This window comes from Acinetobacter sp. AS167 (genome assembly GCF_037152175.1).
Taxonomy (GTDB): Bacteria; Pseudomonadota; Gammaproteobacteria; order Pseudomonadales; family Moraxellaceae; genus Acinetobacter.
On record NZ_JBBCMP010000004.1, the window covers coordinates 47,614 to 68,323 of the forward strand.

Below are 20,710 nucleotides of genomic sequence, written 5' to 3' on the forward strand. Positions count from 1 at the left end.
AAATCATTATCGTTATATTTCACATAAAAACAACATATATCTCTATATTCCTCCATTATTTTCTACTTAAAATTCGTTTTGTTAGACAAAGATATAAAATGGACAGCCTCTCAATCTGAAAGGCTAAGAAGATTTCTAGATGATAGTCCTGAATAAACTTTGACATAATGTTGAGGTGGATCTCCCACCTCAGCGTAAATCATGTCTCAGCTTTTATTTAATAATTATCTTAAAAATCAAAAATATAAATAATTATTAATACTTTTCAAGTAAACCAATAATCCCTGTCGCGATCATATCAATCGCAATAGTCCCAATTAACAAGGCAGATAAACGTCCAACAATATCAAAATAGCGATCAATATATTTCGCATGGCTATAACGTAAGTGGTCATGCCCATACTTCATGATCATTAAAATGCCACAGCTAATAAATAAGGTAAAAGCAATCAACACCGCGGATTCGAGTAAAGACATACTCGCTCCTGTCACCACAGCTGCACTAATTGTGCCTGGACCAATCATAAATGGCATAGCCATGGTACTGGCCAAATGTGCAGGCGTTCCTCTCATTTCTCCGATAGTATCTGCACCTTGAAATACAAAACGATAGCCAATCACCAAGAAAATTAGCCCACCAAAAATCTGAAATGATTCAAAACGAACATTTAAATAAGTACTAAAAATTGCTTCGCCACCCCATGCAAAAAGCATAAAAACCACATAAGCAATCAAAGCACCTTGTGCTAAACCTTTATTAAATACTTTAGTTTCAGTGTGTCTGATCATCCCGATCATATAAATACTCATCAAAAAAGGATTGAGTAAGGAGAAAAACAAAACAAAAGGATGAATATAATTTGAAAACATAATGGCTTTCCATAAAACAAAAGCAGGAAATAAGTGACTTGCTAAAAATTGTACTTCTCAATGAACAGATATTTTGTCTAACTAATCATTAAAATTGTAAATTACATTAGTTTTTAATAACTTATTTTTACAAAAAATATAACATTTAACTTAAAAAACTCAGGACCTTATAAAATGGACTCATTGTTATCTATAAAAAATATTTATAAAGTTTTAGCGTCCCATTTAAGCTGGATAAGGTTATAACTAATATTGCACTCATTAGCATTGGAATTGTAGCTAAAATTATACTTAACGGCTGTTCTTTGCTTTAATCATCCTCTTAATACCTTATATTTAGTCTTAACATCTTTTATCATTTAATTTAGCTTTAATCACTGCAAAAAAAAATTTAGCGAAAGGAAACACAACTATTATTTTCAATCCTTTTGATTCATTTATATACGTTAAACTCATTACACAATTACATCAGATCTCATACATTTTATTCATGATTACCCAACACATAAAAACCACAAAAAAACTAAAATTATAATCAATTGATATTTATTAAAATTCTATGACATTGAAATTTTAAATGTAACTTAGCGTTATCTTTTAATTATTTCTGCTCATGATGAATTTTATTTTTGACTTTGGTTTAGAGATTTTTTAAACACAGTCATTCATTAGGATTAAGCCATTTATGTATAAAAGAAAAATTAAACCACTTGAAATCGATGATGTCGAAATTATTGATTATGATAAGACTAAAAAAGCCATTAAAGCCGCAGCCTTAGGCAATGCAATCGAATGGTTTGATTTTGGTGTTTATGGTTATGTCGCTTATGTATTAGGTAAAGTCTTTTTTCCAAATTCATCGCCGAGTATACAAATGATTGCAGCACTCGCAACCTTTTCTATACCTTTTATATTTCGACCTTTAGGTGGATTGTTTTTTGGGCATTTAGGTGATAAATACGGTCGTCAAAAGATCCTAGCGATCACCATTATTATCATGTCCGTCAGTACTTTTGGTATTGGCTTAATCCCATCCTATGAAAGTATAGGAATTTGGGCCCCTATTCTGCTACTCATTGTAAAAATTGCTCAGGGTTTTTCAGTCGGAGGAGAATATGCTGGAGCTGCAATATTTGTAGCGGAATATTCACCAGATCGAAAACGTGGTTTCATGGGAAGCTGGCTGGATTTTGGTTCTATTTTAGGTTTTGTTGTTGGGGCGGGTGTCGTTTCAATGATTAGTTTTTCCATGGGGGAAGCGGCCTTTGTCGATTGGGGCTGGCGAATTCCTTTTTATTTAGCGTTACCACTAGGACTAATTGGCTTATATTTACGTCATTCTTTAGATGAAACTCCGACTTTTCAGGCGCATGCTGAAGAACAGTCACTATCTAAAAAACCGCAAAAAGTGGGTTTCAAACAAATTTTCCGTGAACATAAGCGCAGTCTATTGGTATGTGTTGGTCTAGTTCTGTGTACAAATGTCACCTATTACATGCTACTTACCTATTTACCAAGTTATTTCTCACATAACTTAGGCTACTCAGATAATCACGGCGTTTTGATTATTATTGCAGTAATGGTCGGAATGCTCTTTGTCCAGCCATTCGTGGGAATGCTGAGTGATAAAATTGGTCGTCGACCATTTGTCTTTGCAGGGAGTTTTGCACTGATTGTTTTGTCATATCCAGCCTTTATATTGCTTGCCACAAATAATGTTTATTTAATTTTCTTGGGTCTGTTGATGTTGGCACTTTCACTCAATATGCTGATTGGAATAATGGCTTCAACCCTACCCGCATTGTTTCCAACTGAAATTCGCTATAGCGCACTTGCAATTGCGTTTAATATTTCAGTGGTGATTGCAGGTTTAACACCTACCATCACAGCAACGTTGGTTGAAACGACTCAAAATATTATGGTGCCAGCCTATTATCTGGTGATTTGTGGTTGCTTTGGTGTTATTACTGCGATTTATCTTAAAGAAACAGCAAATTTACCACTTAAAGGTGCCAAGCCAATGGCGGTTGATCCTGAAGAAGCTGAGGAACTTCTAGAGCAATATCATGGAAATATTGAGCAGAAAATCGAAAAAATTGATCAAAAAATCGAAGAACTACAAGAAAAACGTGATCACCTTGCCAAACAGCATCCTGATATTGATTGATGATTTTTAAATGGGCTTATTCAGCATGATCGTGTTGGATAAGCCTCCATATTTGTGACAAGCAAGAACATAAATATGTTGGAGTGCATGGTATAGACGCCACGAGAATATTAAAGTGCCCTAAGAAATTGATTGAGCATTTTATGAGATAAGTGTTGTTCTATTACAGGATAAGACAATATGGCAGAATTAACAAAATCATCTTTTTTTCTTACGTTTTTTAGTTTTGCTGTTTCTTTTGGAAAAAAGAATTTTCCCAGTTCCCAACCCACGGAAATAGTAATTGCTGAGATAAATGAATAAAAGAAAGAAATAAAAAATAGGCGAGATGCTCAACAAGCTAATAATGAACTCCCAGAACAATACGCCTATTCTATAGTTGTAACTCCATTCTATGAGTGCACCTTTACGACTACCACTTTGAAATGAAATTTCATCATGAACAAAGTGCCATATACTGCCAAGAAAACATAAAATAAAAATGCTCGAAACTAATATTTTTTTGATTATTGGTATTTCTAACCAAGGATATTTATATGAAGAAGAAAATTCGAATTGTAAGAATAAACTGTAAATTTTTTTTTGGAAGTTTTCTTGAATGCCATACTTTTTTAAGAATAACCAGCAGACATAGCAACTTAAGAAAAACATAATGATTGTAATGTATATACTAGAAAGAATAGTAAAAAATGGTAGTGGTCCTTTTGAACCTACTGTAATCAACAAATTTTCTGTGATGTACTTATAAATGGAATATTGCCAGTCATTTCTTGGATACGCGGGAAATAACAATAAAGGCGGGATAAATAGAAGAATGGAAAGTTGCAAAAGTAATTTATTTTGTCTTTTTTGCTTTGTTTGGTATTTTTGCATTTCTGTTGATAGATAAGGCTTTTTAGACATTTTTAACTTGAAAACTTACAATCATTTTATGTTCACTAATATCTAACTTTACCCTAAAGATTAAAAACTTCTAGCCAAAAAACCTATTTGGTATATGCCAGTGTATATTGCTAGTGACTTTGTCTTTAATAAAAATATATCAAATCCATGAGCCTTTTTCTTTAGTTAATTCAAATATATTTTTTTGATAATATCAATAATCTTTATTCTCTAGAGAGACTGCCTACCTTTGTATGATGTGTGCTGCTGAAAATGTGCATGAGGTGACCATCACCACCAACAGCGGATTGACCTATACCTATAATTTTTAGCTATTGAAAACGACGATTTTTCATAAATTAAGAGAATAAAAAATATTCCCTTAATTTAGCTCTAAAAAAAGTGATAATTTAAATATTAGAAATTTAAAAAATATCGTTCAACTCTTATAGTAGATATATTTTTAAAAAATAATTTTCGAGCTTAAGCCCAGCACTAGAGCATTATCCACATAACTCGTTGCCCCAGGATTGATTACATATTGAATATTAGGTCTAAGCATCAACCATTTCATTGGGAAATATGAATAGTTCAACTCAATATTATATTCAGCATCCTTGTTAATGGCTTGCTGTGTTTGGCTGTAACGATCACTCACATGAACTCTATTCGCAGCAAAACCTACAATGTCATTGGGATAATGATTTAAAAGTCCAATGTACTTTAAACCCATCTGTTGCATATTTCCAACTTTGTTAGTGGTTTGATCATGAAAACTAAAGTTCACAAAAGCGTATAGCCCCTGATGACTTGAGCCATTTTTGGTTAACTGTTGTTCTACGACTCCCCACATCCCATATGTGTGAGATTTTGGTTCTCCTGTAACGATGTCTTTTTGATTTTTGAGATCATCAGCCGTATTGTAAAATGCACCTATACGATAGATACCAGCTAAGTTATTAATCGCCTGTTTCGGCTGCCAGACAAGCTCAACAGGAATATTGACGCCATCGGCATCTTTTGTATCCAAATTCCATCCTTCACTTTCTTCCAAGTTTGTTTGGTTATATTCAAATACACCAAATTGTATAAAAGCCTCAGGGTTGAAACTATATTTAGACATTACAGCCCATTGGCTTACAGGTGCATTAATCCATTTACTGCCTTGCCATTTCCCCATTTGCGCACCGCAAAAAGAATTATTTTGAAAGTCACAAGACATCACATTGAAATAAGTTCCCATGGCAAAACGCCCAACTCGAATACTGGTAGTTGCGTTACTAAAACTCTTTTCGATCGATAGTTCTGCAAGTCTTGTACCCGAATTTCCTCGACCATAATTTGCCTGTACATTGGCCAATTGTGGTACTTGCGGATCGGAGATCTGTTCTACTGATACACTCTGCCCTTGTCTTGCCATAATTAATGCTCGAACACTCAGCCCGTCTAGATTTATCAATTTTTCTAAATCTAAGGTTGAACCAAGTGAAAACTGGCTAACATATGTTGGATCTTGTCGTGAGACATATCCACCGTCTGCCAAGTAAGCAATATCGAGATTTAAACTACCATCAAATTTGATCCCTTTATCTGCTAAAGCTGTTCGTTCACCTTGCCCTATTAAATTTTTCCGATTCACATCGAATAAGTTTCCAGCAAAACAAGCCGTATTTGTTCCAATAAGTACACCAATAAGACATAAAAAATTAATTTTGTTCATTGCACAATCCCTGCAAATTTTGAAAATAAGTTTCCCTAAATAACTAATTGAATAAGCTATATTTTGAATGGTTAAATGGAGTAAAAGTGGTATGAGAAAATTGCAGCATGGCAAGACTCCTGTCGTACACCATGCTCAATTCACTAACAAAATTGGATTCTCTTAGGTTAAGTGATTTTTAATTTTCTCTTTAACTGCTTCAACAGAAATACCATATCGATCATGCAATGTCGGCAGCGCACCTGCATCTAAAAATGCATCGGGCAAACCAATCATGTCAAAACGTGGATGTTGCCCATTTCTTAATAACAAGGTTCCAACTGCTTCACCTAAACCACCAACTACAGAATGATTTTCAGCAGTAAGTACAGGTCGTCCTCCTTTAGCTACCTCATCTAAAATGGTCTGTTCATCAAGAGGCTTAATGGTTGGAACATGTAGAACTGAAACCTCAATTCCTTCTTTTTTAAGTTCTTCAGCTGCCTCAAGAGCGCGCATCGTCAGCAGTCCTGTAGAAATAATCAACAGGTCTTTGCCAGGTTTAATCACTTGAGCCTTACCTAATTTAAATTGGTAATTATATTTATCCAGTACCAATGGAACTTGACCACGTAACAAGCGCATATAAACAGGACCTTGATGAGCAGCAATCTGTGGAATAGCCTGTTCAATTTCCAAGGCATCACATGGATCAATGATCATTAAATTTGGCATTCCACGGAAAATTGCAATATCTTCTGTTGCTTGGTGACTTGGCCCATATCCTGTAGTTAAACCAGGAAGGGCTGCTACAATTTTTACGTTCAAATTATCTTCGGCAATCGCCATACAGATAAAATCGTAAGCTCGGCGTGAAGCAAATACAGCATAAGTCGTGGCAAAAGGAACGAATCCTTCTCGAGCTAATCCAGCAGCAGCACTCATCAGGAGTTGTTCTGCCATTCCCATTTGAAAGAATTTGTCTGGGTTTTGGTTAGCAAAAATATGCAAATCTGTATATTTGGATAAATCTGCTGATAATCCAACGATATCATCACGCTCTTTCACCAAGGCATTTAAAGCATGTCCAAATGGTGCAGGTTTGGTTGGTTGGCCTTCAGCAGCAATCGAAGCAATCATTGCAGACGTTTTTAATTTTTTCTTTGGAGAGTTCGCTAATTGGCTCATGGATCTAAACTCCTTATTTGCCGTAATGGGTTAATATATTTAAAGCTTCATCCCATTCGCGTTCATCCACGCGAATAAAATGTGTTTTTTCACGGCTTTCTAAAAATGAAACACCTTTACCCATTTTGGTATCGCAAATAATTACTCTTGGGCATGCTCCTTCGTAGCTTTTCGCTTGATCAAAAGCATCAAGTAAAGCTTCCATATTGTTGCCATCTACGCGTTGGGTATACCAGCCAAATGATTGCCAACGATCTATAATCGGTTCAAAAGCTAGAATTTCACATGAATGCCCATCGGCTTGCTGATTATTCACATCAATAATTGCAATTAGATTATCTAATTTCCAATGTGAAGCCGACATTACGGCTTCCCATGTCGAGCCCTCATTGAGCTCACCATCTGATAAGAGGTTATAAATAAATGACTCTGATTTCTTTTGTTTTAATCCAAGGCAAGCACCTACCGCAATACCCAAACCATGACCTAGCGAACCTCCTGTGATCTCCATACCAGGGGTATACGTTGCCATGCCTGACATAGGTAAACGACTGTCATCAGAACCATACGTTTCAAGTTCTTCAAGTGGAATCACGTTTGCTTCAATCAAAGCAGCATATAAAGCAATTGCATAATGACCTATTGAAAGATAAAAGCGATCTCGTCCTTCCCATTCAGGATTCTCAGGCTGATATTTCATTGCATGAAAATAAGAAACTGCAAGTAGATCGGCTGCACCTAAGGCCTGTCCAATATAACCTTGGCCCTGTACTTGTCCCATACGTAACGCATGTTGACGAATGTTATATGCACGTTGCTGTAGTTCAGCAATACGAACTTCTTTATTAATATTTGACATGATTAACTTCTCTTATTAACGATTAACAAGTTTTGCTGGAACGCCCAGTACTAGGCTGGCACCGACAAATAAAACTGCTGTGATTAAGAACATGCCAATCGCATTCGAACCTGTATTAGTCGTAATCCAGCCGATAAGAAACGGAGAACAAAATCCAGCGAGGTTGGCAAAACTATTGATTCCAGCAATACCCGCAGCAGCTGAAACACCTCCTAAAAAGTTGGTTGGTAACATCCAAAACAAAGAAGATGCGGTGAGTACACCTGATGCTGCAATACATAAACAAATCAGCGATAGGGTTAGATTTGAGGCAAACAATGTTGCGAAGGTCAGTGCAACTGCACCAGCACACATAGGAATAATTAAATGCCAGCGACGCTCTCTAAAGTGATCTCCGCTACGGCCTGCTAACAGCATTACAACTATGGCACATATATAAGGTAGGCTGGTCAACAAGCCAATATGCCAGTTGTCGCTAATACCTGAGTTACGAATTAATGTCGGCAACCAGAAAGTAATTGCATATTGTCCCATTACGACACAAAAGTAGATTCCCGCAAGTAACCACAAGCGTTTATCACTAATGAAGTCTTTAATACTGCTATGCCCTTCTTTCTGTTGATTATCTTGAGCGATTTCTTGCTGAACTAAATTCTTTTCAGCACTTGTTAACCAATGTGCATCTTGAACAGAGTCTTTTAAAATGATTAGCACCAATAAACCAACAAGTACCGTGGGTATCGCTTCAATAACGAACATCCATTGCCAGCCATACCATCCCTGCACATTGTTCATTTGATCCATGATTAAGCCAGATAGAGGACCGCCAATCATTCCCGAAATTGGAATCGCAATAAACCAAAGCACGGTCATACGGGCCCGACGATAAGATGGGAACCAATATGTAAGATAAAGTAATAAACCTGGTGCTAACCCTGCCTCAGCAACACCGAGTAAAAAGCGCAAGGTATAGAATTGCCATTCTGTTTCAACAAATGCAAAACAGCCTGATAAAATACCCCATGTAATCATAATTCGGGCAATCCAACGTCGAGCACCAACTTTATGAAGCACAATATTGCTAGGTACTTCACATAAGAAATATCCTATAAAGAAAATACCTGCTCCGAGTCCATAAACAGCTTCACTAAACTGTAAATCACTCATCATTTGAAGTTTGGCAAAACCAACATTTACACGGTCTAGGTAAGCACAAAAATAACAAAGCATTAAAAATGGCATCAGCCGAAATGCAATTTTTCGATATGCAGATTTACGAATAGCATCTGTATCAGATGAAAATACGGTATCCATCATGCGAGTCCCTTTACAATTGGCCACAATATCCTCTCATGGCCATGTCTCTATTTTAGATTTTCTAATACTGTGTTTTAGTGAATCAACATGCCGCCATTTACGTCTAAAGTTACACCTGTTAAATAGGCTGATAGATCACTGGCTAAAAATAACGCTGCATTTGCAACATCTTGTGCTCTGCCTAAGCGACCAAGTGGAATACCTGCAAGAATGTCATGACGACGATCATCATTTATTAAACCACCCGTAATATCTGTTTGAATAAGACCTGGTGTAAGTGAGTTGACACGAATATTATCTGCACCAAACTCGCGAGCCATCGCTTTACCTAATCCTAAAACCCCAGCTTTGGCAGCACTGTAGTGTGGACCACCAAAAATACCACCACCTCGTTGTGCCGAAACGGATGATAAGCACACAATACTTCCTCCACCGTTTTCTTTCATTGAGGGAATTACTGCCTGAGACATAATGAGTGTTCCTCGCAGACTGACATCCAAAATACGGTCATAATCATTACGTTTGATATCTAATGTTTTTACAGGTTGGGTAATGCCTGCATTATTGACCAAAATATCAATTTTTCCATAGTGTTGAAGGGCTTTTTCCACAGTAGCGTATGCTTGTTCTTCATTTGCAACATTTGCTGCTAGACCTAAATGACCTTCGCCCAATGCTTTAGCTGCATTCTGGCTTTGCACAAGATCTAGATCAACAATAATGACTTTAGCGCCTTGCTGTGCAAAGATTTCTGCTGTTGCACGACCAATACCACGCTCTGATGCAGCACCTGTGATTAACGCTACCTTTCCTTGTAGTAACATGTCTATTCCTCTTATCTTCAACATATTTATTCATCATTAGATTCTCTTTTTTCACGGTGAGCAGCAATAAGGTTAAACTCAACTAGGCATGAATTTTATTCATGCCTATGATATTTTTAGTTTGTATTCGAAAGAAAAATGGAATTTTAAATGAACAATAGTGAAAAAAATTACAATCAGGTACCTGCAATAAAAACCTTACAAGCGTTTGAGCAAACTGCTCGATTAGGAAATGTGGCAAAAGCGGCAGAAGTTTTGAATCTCACACCATCTGCTGTCAGTCATCAAATAGCAAAACTAGAAGAAATGATTGGTCAAAGCTTATTTATAAGAGGCGCACGAGGAGTGACCTTAACGCCTTCAGGTGAACGTTATTATCAAGATGTCACCACTATCTTGCATAATTTGATGTTAGCGACTGAACAAGCATCAGATAAAAGCCCAAAAGATAGTTTATATATCCATTCATCACCTAGCTTTGGACTTCTGTGGTTATTGCCAAGATTAGAATCATTTAAAGAACAATATCCTCTCATTCAAGTGAATTTATCTTGCTCTTATGAAAACCTTCATTTTACGCGTGATAAAATTGATATTGATATTCGTCATGGTATTCCAAATTGGACAGGTGTCGAAATTAGAACTTTTCGAAGTGAAAAATTAGAAGTTCTTGCCTCCCCAAAACTACTTGAACGTAGTCCAGTATCTGAGCCTAAAGATCTACTAAAAAAAGAATTAATTTTGTCAAAGTCTACTCTCGTGACATGGCCTCAATGGTTTGCACACCAAGGGCTGAGTATTCCTGAATTTCCTTATACTTTTAGTTTTGATCGCTCATACATGTCGCTTGAAGCTGCAACTCATGGGCTTGGATTCGTTCTTGAAAGCAATTTACTTACCCAAAATTATCTAGATTCAGGAAAACTTGTCAAAGTCTTTCATGATGACTTATCCGTACCCATATCTGCACACCACTTAGTTTATCCACGTACCCATGAGAACATTCTCAAAGTGAACCATTTTTTAAACTGGATTGGTGACGAAATCATTAAAGATAAATAATGATCACTCAGAGCATAGTGCATCCATTTAAATCAAACTAAGACCTATTCGCTTATAATAAAAGGTCTTTCTACGATACCTTGCCACTCTTAAAAAATGATTTCTAGCATGGTTATTCATGCGAGCTATTATAAACCTGCAAAGCACGTTGAATCTAATCCAGTAAATTCGCTCCTTCGCTTAAAGTTAAATGTACGTTATAGACAGATGTTCAATAATTTTGTGTAGAGTTTTTTTCTACACATTAGTTGTAAAGGTAAGTATAAAAGCAATCCATAGGATGCAACATGATAGTAAGGCAACATGCTGTAAAAGTACGGATATTGCTAAATCCTGTGGTTATAAAAATAAATGTACTCAGCTCATCCAACTCATCTAAGCTGACATATCAACAACCCAAAGCCCTACAGTTGACTAATCCACCAATGGACATGTGGTTCTTCAATGCTTTGACTAATTTGTCTCTGACAAGTTTGACCATTAACAATCCATACAGGTCATTCAATATAGTAGTCAAATAAAATGTATTCTGTCCATGGGCTCAGTTTAAGATCATTATCAAGACATTTTAAAAGCCTCTAAATCTTAATCCTGAGCTGTTAATCAGAGCTTTTCCTGCTCCTGAGCATTCATATAAAAAATTCAATCAAACCAAGCAAATTATTTTAGCAAATCATATCAGCACTTTATTTTAGGGCTTATATAGCTTTATTTTTAAAATTTTATATAGAGTAAGTGAGACAAAATCAAAGCAAAAAAAAGACCCTTAAAAATTTAAGGGTCTTTTAAATATTTGGCGGAAGCGGTGAGATTCGAACTCACGGAGGACTCACACCCTCGTCGGTTTTCAAGACCGGTGCATTAAACCGCTCTGCCACGCTTCCAATGGCGGCTATCATATAAATAAAATTGCGACTTGGCAAATCTTTTTCAGTATTTCTTCAATCAAGTGTACAAAATAAAGTCAATTTTTACTGATTTGATGAATATTCAAGCTACTCATAACGAATTGAATTGATATACCAACGTTTTTTCCCTAAAGGTGTTACGACTTCAACATCATCATCCACTTGTTTTGAAAGCAAAGCTCTTGCCATCGGTGAGTCAATTGATACATGTTGTGGATGATGATCATAAATCTCATCTACCCCGACAATACGTATGGTTTTCTGTTCACCATCATCATTTTCAATTTCAACCCATGCCCCAAAATACACTTTGCCTGCTTGCTTTGGAGAAAAATCGATAATACGTAATTCTTCTAGCCGCTTACCCAAATAACGTACTCGACGATCAATTTTTCGAAGTAGCTGTTTATTATACTGGTAATCAGCATTCTCAGAACGGTCACCTAGACTTGCAGCCCATGTTACTTTCTTAGTAATTTCAGGTCGTTCTTCTCGCCAAAGATGTTGTAACTCAGCAACCAACAGATCATGCCCTGAACGGGTAATTAAATTTGATTTCATGATTTAAAACCATTCACAATATATATGCACTTGATACTTATTTTTGAAAAAATGTTTTTATAGTCTACAACCAATACAGTAAAAATGTCAGATTAAAAATCTTGCATTTTAAGGTTTAAAAAAGGGATAAAATCCTTTTTTTCCTATTTAAATTCGCACATAAAATTCAACAGAAAAACGTTTTAAAAGTGGTAAATCTTAACTTAGCTTTGGAACATTTCCTTACAGTTTTTGACAAGCTATTTCAGCTTTAAAATCCACGTAATTATTAAAAAAATATTCCTTTAAAAATCATAATCTTAAATATTTAAAATTGATCATTTTTCATACAAAGTTTGACAGATCTAAAAACCGCCTATATTATGCGCACATGTTTTATGAGTTTATTTTTTTAATTTTGTAGTTTTTCTGCAAAATCTTTCTATCCCACATGTCATTTTTTGAATGACGTTCATGACTGCCCACCCTTATTGAATTTACCAACTATAAAAAGTTTTTAGGTGTTTTTGTGCTTATAACTTTTTAGGGCAATAAATTACTTGTAGCGGAGACAACATGCACAGTAGTTCAACCTCTGGGTCGAGGCTTAGCCTTAACTCATTTTTTCGTGCGCTGCCAATCAAAACATTAGTTTTAACCACTGCATTAATTCCTTTTAGCATTAATGCGAGTAAGAACAATCAATACAATGCTGTAGTTAATTCGAGTAAATTAACTGTAGTTGCAGTTTCCAATCCAAGCATCGTGTTTAAGGATGGAGACTATAAGCATGGCTTCGGCTATGACTTAGCCCATAACTATGCTGAAAGTTTAAATGTTAAACTTGAGTTTAAAACGGTTTCAGACAATGCAACAGCATTGAAAATGGTTGCTCAAGGTAAAGCTAATTTTGCGATTACCACTGCAAATATGCAGACAATTGAAGCAGAACGTTTAACCTCATTTTCAGCAAGCTGTGGTGATTTCAACAGTTTAAAAAGTAATGGTTTAAACCCAGAATTGAATTGGGTATTTAAACAAGCTGAAGACCCATTAACAGCAACAGCAAGTGGTTTCATTTGCCAAAGCAAACAAAATGGTTCAACTCAGCAACTTGCCTCATTTTATAATCGTAATGTTGTCAAGAAGGACGATTGGAACGTGATCCAACGTGACCTAAGTTCTCGTCTACCGATTTATAAAGCCAGCTTTAAGCGCTCTGCGCAGCAATATGGCTTAGATTGGCACCTACTTGCTGCAATTGGTTATCAAGAATCATATTTAAAACCAGACTCTGTTTCTCCCACAGGTGTCCGTGGTTTGATGATGTTGACCAATACTACAGCCAAAGAAATGGGTGTAAGTAATCGTAGTGACCCCGCTCAGAGTATCCAAGGCGGCGCAAGATATTTTGATATGATGTTGAGTCGTTATTCTTATATTCGTAATCCAGATCGTCATTGGTATGCGTTGGTTGCATACAATATGGGTCCTGGTGCGGTTGAAGGTATTCAAAAGCGTATCAAAGCACAAGGTAAAGATCCTAATGACTGGATGAATCTTTATAATTATTTGACACGTAATCAAGCAAGTAATGGTCGTTATAAGCAAGCAGTACAGTATGTCACACGTATTCGGGCTTATTTAGAACACATTAAAACCACACCTCGATTATTAGAAATTTAATCTGTATATTAAATAGATTGGATTTGTAAAAAACAGGCAATAAAAAAGCTTACTCTTGGGTAAGCTTTTTTATTTTAAAAGGATTAAGCAGTTTGCTCTAATACTTTCTTAAATAAATCTTTTTGCTCTTGGCTTGGCTTCGCTGTTTGTAAAGCCATCAATTGAGACATATCACCTTGAACTTTGATTTTGCCTGTCATAAATGCTTGCATAGCAGCAGCCATATCAAATTCTAAGAATACTTTACGAAGCGTTTCAGCATCCATGTTCAATGTTGTTTTCGCATTTGCAGAACTACCTTTGACGATTTTTCCGCCGTCTAAAGCAAGCTCAGTGTTGCCATCTGCATCTGCAACAACCAAATTAATTGCTAAACCTGAAAGTGCTGGTGGTAAGTTTAAATCACCTGCTTCAGCAGTTAATTTTTCAACATTTGCAAACCAATCATCAGTTAAAAATGCAGGCATGTTCATTCCTCAAATTATTTATTCAATTTATTGTGTTATCTATCCAGACAACATCAGGTTGAAGCAGTTTTGCTTGCCCAATGTTATAGCATGATAATTTCAATTTGGGCTAAAGTTTTTTGTACGGACTGTTCATGTTTTATCGGTTTTATCGTTTTATTTTTTTAAATCAGGCACTCATCTCAATATGAATGCCCGATTCGTTCATTTAATTGGCAAAAAAGATCAATCTGCTGCAAAACTAAGATTTACAACATCTAAACGTTTTTTCATTTCTTCCGTATCACATTTCATATCGAATTCACGTTCTTCATCCAATTTTTCGAAATCAAATAAATCACGGTCAGCCAATTGAGATGGTGAAACATTCTGCAATGCACCAAAAATGCTGTGCAAACGTTTTGGATATTGTTTATCCCAACCACGTAGCATGTCGTTTAACATGGCACGTTGTAAGTTTTCCTGAGAACCACATAAGTTACATGGAATAATCGGGAATTTACGAATTTCAGCATATTTGATGATGTCTTTTTCTTCGACATAAGCCAAAGGACGAATCAAAATGTTCTTTTTATCCGAAGACAGTAATTTTGGTGGCATCGCTTTTAAGCTACCACCATGGAATAGATTCAAGAAGAACGTTGCAATGATATCATCGCGATGATGACCCAATGCCACTTTGGTCGCACCAATCTCTTGCGCAAAACCGTAGAGTGAACCACGGCGTAAACGTGAACACACTGCACAATAGGTTTTACCTTCTGGGGTCAAACGCTTGGTGATGCTATAGGTGTCTTTTTCCAAAATATAATAAGGAATATTGTTTTCTTCCAAATATTTCGGTAACACATCTTCAGGAAAACCAGGTTGCTTTTGATCCAAGTTCACTGCGACAACATCAAAGTTGATCGGTGCAATACGTTTAAATTGCAACAAAATATCAAGCAAGGTGTAACTGTCTTTCCCACCAGAAACACAGACCATTACCTTATCGCCTTCCTCAATCATTTTAAAGTCACGAATTGCATGGCCGACTTGACGACGAAGTTTTTTCAAAAGACGATAATAAGCTGAACTTGTTGGAAGCTCTGGTTTAAAATTAAATCCTTGTTCGGACTCAACTGGCGAGTACATAGACGAGATAAACCCATTAAAAAATACTGGGCAATTTTATCTGATTTGAACGTCAACCGCATCTAAAGATTTTTTTATTTTGCATCTATTTTTATCTGTTCATCTTCCTGTCGTATTTCCACATTTAAAATAGACGGCTCAGTTCATTTTTTAGCCGAAGTGCTTATCTTTTGGACTTTTCCACAGTTTTCCACAAAACCTGTGGATAAAATTGTGGATTGTTTGGGGCTTGACAAAGTTTTCTCACGCAATGATGGGCATTCTCTTTAGATTGATCATTTTTTAACCACTAAATTTTATGTATATTTTTCAAATGCTTAATATAGTCAATAAATATATTTTAAAAAAAATATAAAATTTTTTTTGATTAATATGCCAACAAATAGCACTTGCTTTTTTGCAATTGTATTGTTAAAACTCAATTCATTGTTTTTCTTGTTCAATAATTTGTTAAACTCCCAAAAATTGGGGAAATATTTTAATTACTACAAAATGAAAAAATTAATTACGGGTTCGTTAGTGTCAATTTTAGGATGTATGAGCTTCGCTTCATTTACATCGCAAAGTTTTGCAGGCCAAATTTATTTCTACAAAGACCAAAATGGTACAACGCTACTCACCAATCGGAAGAACTCAGATCGCTCACTGCAAAAAGTCAAAGTGACTTATTATAAAGACAGTAATATTCACAGTTATAGCAACTGGGGAAGCACAGAATCCGCAGTACTGCCAAGTTATAGTAAAAGTAAAAACTCATTTGACAGTATTATCCGTCAAGCTGCACAGACACATGGTGTTTCAGAAGGCTTAATCAAAGCAGTGATGCATACTGAGTCCGGTTTTAATACCAATGCACGTTCCCCTGTTGGTGCGCAAGGTTTAATGCAACTTATGCCTGCAACAGCACGTCGCTTCAATGTGTCAAACTCTTATGATCCACAGCAGAATATTTTTGGTGGTGCCAAATATCTCAGTTGGTTAATGAAACGATTTAATGGAAATACCAGTTTAGCTTTAGCTGCTTATAATGCTGGTGAGGGTAATGTGGATAAATACGGTGGTATTCCACCCTTCCGTGAAACCCAAGACTATGTCAAACGTGTGACCAGTCGTTTAAATAATCTATATGCTGGCGGGTTAAATTTAACTGCAAATAATATCGACACTTCAACGGGTGCTGGGCAAATCATTGCACAATCAAATCAACCTGAAACCGTACAACAAATCAGCAACAGTTCACCTATTCAACAGGTTAAATATAGTTCTCGACCGATTATTATTGCCTCTGATGGAACATACACGGATGCACCTGCGGGTTCTTATTCAACAGCGCATGCCAGTGCGACAGCACAAATCACTATTGGCAACTGATAAAATCAGACTTTATTTCCAAAATAGAGTTTGTTTATATCTTAAATAAGTATGTAATTTATGCAATTACATATTTTCAACAAATTGCTAAAAAAATAATGTTTTCTCTAATACCGAGAATCTTTTTTTATCTTGTCTATTTTTTTTTATAAATTTCTTATCCACTATCCATTTCATTTTATTTTCTCATTTTTTATCAGATCGATTTTTATCATTATTCTTGAATTTTAGTCATCTAAACCTCATATTGAATTTCATGATTTATTTTAATACATCATATTATTTATTATTTATAAGAGGATTCTCTCCATGATGCGGATTGGTTTGTTTTTGCTAACCAACCTCGCGGTACTGGTTGTAGCTGGCATTATCCTATCATTATTAGGTGTTGGTAGTTACCACGGCGCTGGCGGTCTTAAATTAGGCAACCTGATGGTCATCTGTTTAGTGTTTGGTATGGTAGGTTCTTTAATCTCCCTCTTTATGTCCAAATGGATGGCGTTAAAAACCACAGGTACTGAATTAATTGACCCGAATGCTCCTCGTAACCAAGCCGAAGTTTGGTTATTACAAGAGGTTGCTCAACTTTCACAACGTGCTGGTATTCAAATGCCAGATGTTGGTATTTTCCCATCTTATCAGTCGAATGCGTTTGCCACAGGTTGGAATAAAAACGATGCGCTTGTATCGGTTTCATCAGGTTTACTGGAACGCATGAACAAAGATGAATTGCGTGCCGTACTTGCGCATGAGATTGGTCACGTTGCCAATGGCGACATGGTCACTTTATCCCTTATTCAAGGTGTAGTGAACGCCTTTGTAATGTTCTTTGCCCGTGTGGTTGGTGATTTTATTGACCGAAACGTCTTTGGCCGTCAAGACGGTGAAGCACCAGGACTTGCTTATTTTGCAATTACCATCGTGCTTGATATCGTTTTCGGTATATTGGCTTCGGCAATCGTGATGTGGTTCTCTCGCTATCGTGAATACCGTGCAGATGAAGCTGGTGCTCAACTTGCAGGTAAAGAAGCCATGATTTCCGCTTTATTGCGTCTACAGGCTGAATCTGAAATGCCAGATCAAATGCCGAAAGAAATGAAAGCTTTTGCTATCGCAGAAGGTAAAGAGCAAGGTTTCAGTTTGGCAGCTTTATTCCAAACTCACCCAAGCATCGAGCAACGTGTTGCCGCTTTACGTCAACTTAATTTACCTTAATCTATACGCTATCGCTAAATTGTAGTGATCGATAGAAAAACAGAGCCTCCAATATGGAGGCTCTGTTTATTTACATCATATTTTAATTTTGCTTGTCCGCTATTTACCGCACAATTTCTATCTACCTATCTTTCTTTAAATACCAATAACTATAACAACTGAAGGAATTAATCTAATTGGATGCAACGAATTAAACTACCATTCGGATCAACTACACAAAACATATCAATTTCTCCGAGATACTGAATTTCAGTTATTTTTGCTTCTGGGAATTGTGCCCAATCTAAGCCTTGCCAATAATGAAACAAATCTGGTAGGACATGGGTCCTTAAGCAAGCACTAAACCATGATTCTTTTGGATTCAGATTGGGGTGGTGAAAAAACTCAACAAGCAAACTGTCTTTGCTTAAGATCATCCATTGTGCAGACTGATAATCACACTGAAAGCCTAAAAATGCATAAAATTTACGAGTATGATCAAAATCAATAGCAGGAAGGTTTGCTGAAATATAATCTTGCATGATCACCTCTGTATTTTAATATCTACATTTTCAAATCAGTTCACTGTTGGAATTTAAGCACGATAGCTTTGATACCAATCCCATATCATATTTACGCCAAACCACATTGCAAGTCCAATCAGGATCAAAACAATCAAGCCTAAAATATCGGGAATATGAATCCAAATCCAAGCAATAACAGGGTTACGCCAAAATGCAGATTGCTGTTGCTTTTGTTCCAGCTTCTCGTGTAAAAATGGGTGAACTACATGATCGTCGCTATAAATCTGATATTCTTCTTGAATATGGTCATGTACAACATCTAAAGCTCTACGACTGGGCCGAATAAAAATATCGAATAAGGTTCCAGCGATGGGTATACATCCCACAACCCCATCAATCACAGCCAATTTTAACACGCCATTGAGTTTTGCTTGAGGCACACCAATCTGTTTAGCTTTATAAACTGCATAACAAGTCAATACAAAGCCTGCAATATCACCAGCGATGGGTATGGTACTGAGTGCAGCATCAGCCCCCACCCCTTGTTTGGTAAATGGAATGCGCACCACCGAATCCATCATATTGGCAAATTTAGCCAAATCTCGTTCAAGTTTAATGACTTCTTGAGTAGATAATTTTTTTTCTGTACCCATAAAGATTTCAATTTTTTTGACATGATTAAGTTAAATTGATCATACCCAATAAATTCAGTATGTTGTGTATAAGTTTAATATTTACAGCAGCAAAATTTTATCTGCGCAATAAAAAACTGAGCACTGTTTTAAAGTACTCAGCTTTTTTCAGAGATACAACCAGATTAATCTAAGAACTTAACCACTGTCCCCGGTTGAACCTTGCGGCCTAAATCATTGGCATCCCAATTGGTCAAACGAATACAACCATGAGAAGCGGTCTTTGAAATTAATGAGGGATTCGGCGTACCATGAATACCAAATGTCGGTTTACTTAAAGCAATCCACATATTGCCAACAGGGCCATTGGGGCCAGGCGGTAATGCCAGCTTTTGACGGTTACTCCCTTGAACAAAGTTTTTCGGGTTATAACCATAGACAGGGTTTGCGGCAACTTTAATGACCTTATGCGTCCCTTTTGGGGATGGTGTACCAGAACCACCAATTGTGGCAGGAAAAGATGCAATCATCTGATTGGCACTATTATACAAATAAAGTTGTCGAGCAGGTTTATGCGCAATAATTAGGGCCACACCCTCAGGCAAATCATTGCGTACGATCGGTACATTGATGGTTTCGCCTACTTTTTTAAAGTTAGCTTTTGGATTGAGTTGTTTAAGAAAGTCTTCATCAATATGAAACTTTTCACCTAACATTTCACTCACACGGGTGTAATACAGACCCGGCATTTTTGCTTGTTGCGCATAATTTCGCGGAATTGCTTTTGCATAAGGCCCTTTAATATCCTCTGCCGTAATTTGATAAGTTCCAAATGCTGCAGTTTTTTGATTTTTTAACAAACTGTCCCACGTCTGTTTATCCAGTTCACCACTAATTGGTAAACTTTTAATCTGTTGATATGCGGCAAGTGCTTTTAAAAAGTTCTTGCCACTTTTACCGTCGATTGGCCCAGGTGAAGCATGTAAATTATTGAGCATCACTTGCGCACGTGCATAAACGGGGAATTGTCCTCTACCAATATTTTCAGACCAATTGGCGGTATTGATACTATTGACTGACCAATCTTGTTTTAAGTCCGCTTTTATCGCTTCTTGACTTTTATCAGCTTTAACATTTTGTTTGGCAAAAATTTGACTTTGAATATTTAAACCCACAAGACACATGATGCAAATCAGGTTTGGCAGAAACTTGCCCATATAAAGCTCTCTATTAACTCAATATTATAATTGATGTACTTATCTAATAAACTATTGTATTACATATACATAGTATACTGATCTCAGACAATAAAAGCGACGTCACACACACCTTGAGTGGATCATTTATATTCTCAAGGCTTTAAACACAATTGTATAAGGTCAATAG

At 36.4% G+C, this 20,710-nt stretch carries 18 protein-coding genes and 1 tRNA gene; 5 read left to right on the top strand and 14 right to left on the bottom strand.

Annotated elements, in window-relative coordinates:
* Window positions 1-255: 255 nt before the first annotated feature.
* A complete protein-coding gene (locus tag WFN33_RS08915; protein WP_336952657.1) occupies window positions 256-870 on the bottom strand; it encodes a MarC family protein in 615 nt (204 codons plus the stop codon).
* 685 nt (window positions 871-1,555) lie between these two features.
* On the opposite strand from WFN33_RS08915, the gene proP reads away from it, so the two are divergent.
* Window positions 1,556-3,037: a glycine betaine/L-proline transporter ProP gene (gene proP / locus WFN33_RS08920; protein ID WP_336952658.1), complete on the top strand. Its 1,482-nt coding sequence runs from the start codon at window positions 1,556-1,558 to the stop codon at window positions 3,035-3,037.
* A 198-nt stretch (window positions 3,038-3,235) separates the two neighbouring features.
* Here the strand turns inward: proP and WFN33_RS08925 are convergent, their stop codons facing one another.
* The 6 genes from WFN33_RS08925 to WFN33_RS08950 form a co-directional block, all read right to left on the bottom strand.
* Window positions 3,236-3,940 carry a hypothetical protein gene (locus tag WFN33_RS08925; protein WP_336952660.1) on the bottom strand — a complete coding sequence of 235 codons (705 nt, stop codon included), beginning with the start codon at window positions 3,938-3,940 and terminating at the stop codon, window positions 3,236-3,238.
* Window positions 3,941-4,382: 442 nt separating this feature from the next.
* Window positions 4,383-5,639, bottom strand: coding sequence for a carbohydrate porin (locus WFN33_RS08930; RefSeq protein WP_336952661.1), 1,257 nt, complete (start codon window positions 5,637-5,639; stop codon window positions 4,383-4,385).
* Between the two features lie 162 nt (window positions 5,640-5,801).
* Window positions 5,802-6,806, bottom strand: a complete 1,005-nt coding sequence (locus tag WFN33_RS08935) for a transketolase family protein (protein WP_336952662.1) — start codon at window positions 6,804-6,806, stop codon at window positions 5,802-5,804.
* Window positions 6,807-6,819: 13 nt separating this feature from the next.
* Window positions 6,820-7,665, bottom strand: coding sequence for a transketolase (locus WFN33_RS08940; RefSeq protein WP_336952663.1), 846 nt, complete (start codon window positions 7,663-7,665; stop codon window positions 6,820-6,822).
* A gap of 15 nt (window positions 7,666-7,680) precedes the next feature.
* Window positions 7,681-8,979, bottom strand: a complete 1,299-nt coding sequence (locus WFN33_RS08945) for an MFS transporter (RefSeq protein WP_336952664.1) — start codon at window positions 8,977-8,979, stop codon at window positions 7,681-7,683.
* Between the two features lie 77 nt (window positions 8,980-9,056).
* Complete coding sequence (locus tag WFN33_RS08950; RefSeq protein WP_336952665.1) at window positions 9,057-9,806, bottom strand: SDR family NAD(P)-dependent oxidoreductase; 750 nt, start codon at window positions 9,804-9,806, stop codon at window positions 9,057-9,059.
* Between the two features lie 150 nt (window positions 9,807-9,956).
* On the opposite strand from WFN33_RS08950, the gene WFN33_RS08955 reads away from it, so the two are divergent.
* Window positions 9,957-10,868: a LysR substrate-binding domain-containing protein gene (locus WFN33_RS08955; RefSeq protein WP_336952666.1), complete on the top strand. Its 912-nt coding sequence runs from the start codon at window positions 9,957-9,959 to the stop codon at window positions 10,866-10,868.
* Between the two features lie 794 nt (window positions 10,869-11,662).
* Here the strand turns inward: WFN33_RS08955 and WFN33_RS08960 are convergent.
* Together WFN33_RS08960 and greB are read right to left on the bottom strand one after the other, a co-directional pair.
* A tRNA-Ser gene (locus tag WFN33_RS08960) sits at window positions 11,663-11,752 on the bottom strand.
* 111 nt (window positions 11,753-11,863) lie between these two features.
* Window positions 11,864-12,337 carry a transcription elongation factor GreB gene (greB, locus tag WFN33_RS08965; RefSeq protein ID WP_336952667.1) on the bottom strand — a complete coding sequence of 158 codons (474 nt, stop codon included), beginning with the start codon at window positions 12,335-12,337 and terminating at the stop codon, window positions 11,864-11,866.
* Window positions 12,338-12,892: 555 nt separating this feature from the next.
* Here greB and WFN33_RS08970 point away from each other — a divergent pair.
* Window positions 12,893-14,002 (top strand): transglycosylase SLT domain-containing protein, encoded by a 1,110-nt coding sequence (locus tag WFN33_RS08970; RefSeq protein WP_336952668.1) that lies wholly within the window; start codon window positions 12,893-12,895, stop codon window positions 14,000-14,002.
* 83 nt (window positions 14,003-14,085) lie between these two features.
* Here WFN33_RS08970 and WFN33_RS08975 read toward each other — a convergent pair whose 3' ends face one another.
* On the bottom strand, window positions 14,086-14,469 hold the full coding sequence (locus tag WFN33_RS08975; RefSeq protein WP_004722377.1) for an SCP2 sterol-binding domain-containing protein: 384 nt from the start codon (window positions 14,467-14,469) through the stop codon (window positions 14,086-14,088).
* Between the two features lie 225 nt (window positions 14,470-14,694).
* Window positions 14,695-15,603, bottom strand: a complete 909-nt coding sequence (gene ttcA / locus WFN33_RS08980; RefSeq protein ID WP_004722379.1) for a tRNA 2-thiocytidine(32) synthetase TtcA — start codon at window positions 15,601-15,603, stop codon at window positions 14,695-14,697.
* Window positions 15,604-16,140: 537 nt separating this feature from the next.
* Between ttcA and WFN33_RS08985 the strand changes: the two genes are divergently transcribed.
* Both WFN33_RS08985 and htpX read left to right on the top strand, forming a co-directional pair.
* Entirely contained in the window at window positions 16,141-16,974 is an 834-nt protein-coding gene (locus tag WFN33_RS08985; RefSeq protein WP_419329034.1) for a lytic transglycosylase domain-containing protein, read from the top strand.
* A 309-nt stretch (window positions 16,975-17,283) separates the two neighbouring features.
* Complete coding sequence (gene htpX, locus WFN33_RS08990; protein WP_336952671.1) at window positions 17,284-18,189, top strand: protease HtpX; 906 nt, start codon at window positions 17,284-17,286, stop codon at window positions 18,187-18,189.
* A gap of 167 nt (window positions 18,190-18,356) precedes the next feature.
* On the opposite strand, the gene WFN33_RS08995 is transcribed toward htpX, so the two are convergent.
* The 3 genes from WFN33_RS08995 to WFN33_RS09005 all read right to left on the bottom strand — a co-directional run bounded on the left by WFN33_RS08995 (window position 18,357) and on the right by WFN33_RS09005 (window position 20,541).
* Window positions 18,357-18,710, bottom strand: a complete 354-nt coding sequence (locus tag WFN33_RS08995; RefSeq protein ID WP_336952672.1) for a bleomycin resistance protein — start codon at window positions 18,708-18,710, stop codon at window positions 18,357-18,359.
* 53 nt (window positions 18,711-18,763) lie between these two features.
* Window positions 18,764-19,345 carry a DUF4112 domain-containing protein gene (locus tag WFN33_RS09000; RefSeq protein WP_336952673.1) on the bottom strand — a complete coding sequence of 194 codons (582 nt, stop codon included), beginning with the start codon at window positions 19,343-19,345 and terminating at the stop codon, window positions 18,764-18,766.
* Window positions 19,346-19,509: 164 nt separating this feature from the next.
* On the bottom strand, window positions 19,510-20,541 hold the full coding sequence (locus WFN33_RS09005; RefSeq protein WP_336952675.1) for a L,D-transpeptidase family protein: 1,032 nt from the start codon (window positions 20,539-20,541) through the stop codon (window positions 19,510-19,512).
* Window positions 20,542-20,710 lie beyond the last annotated feature (169 nt).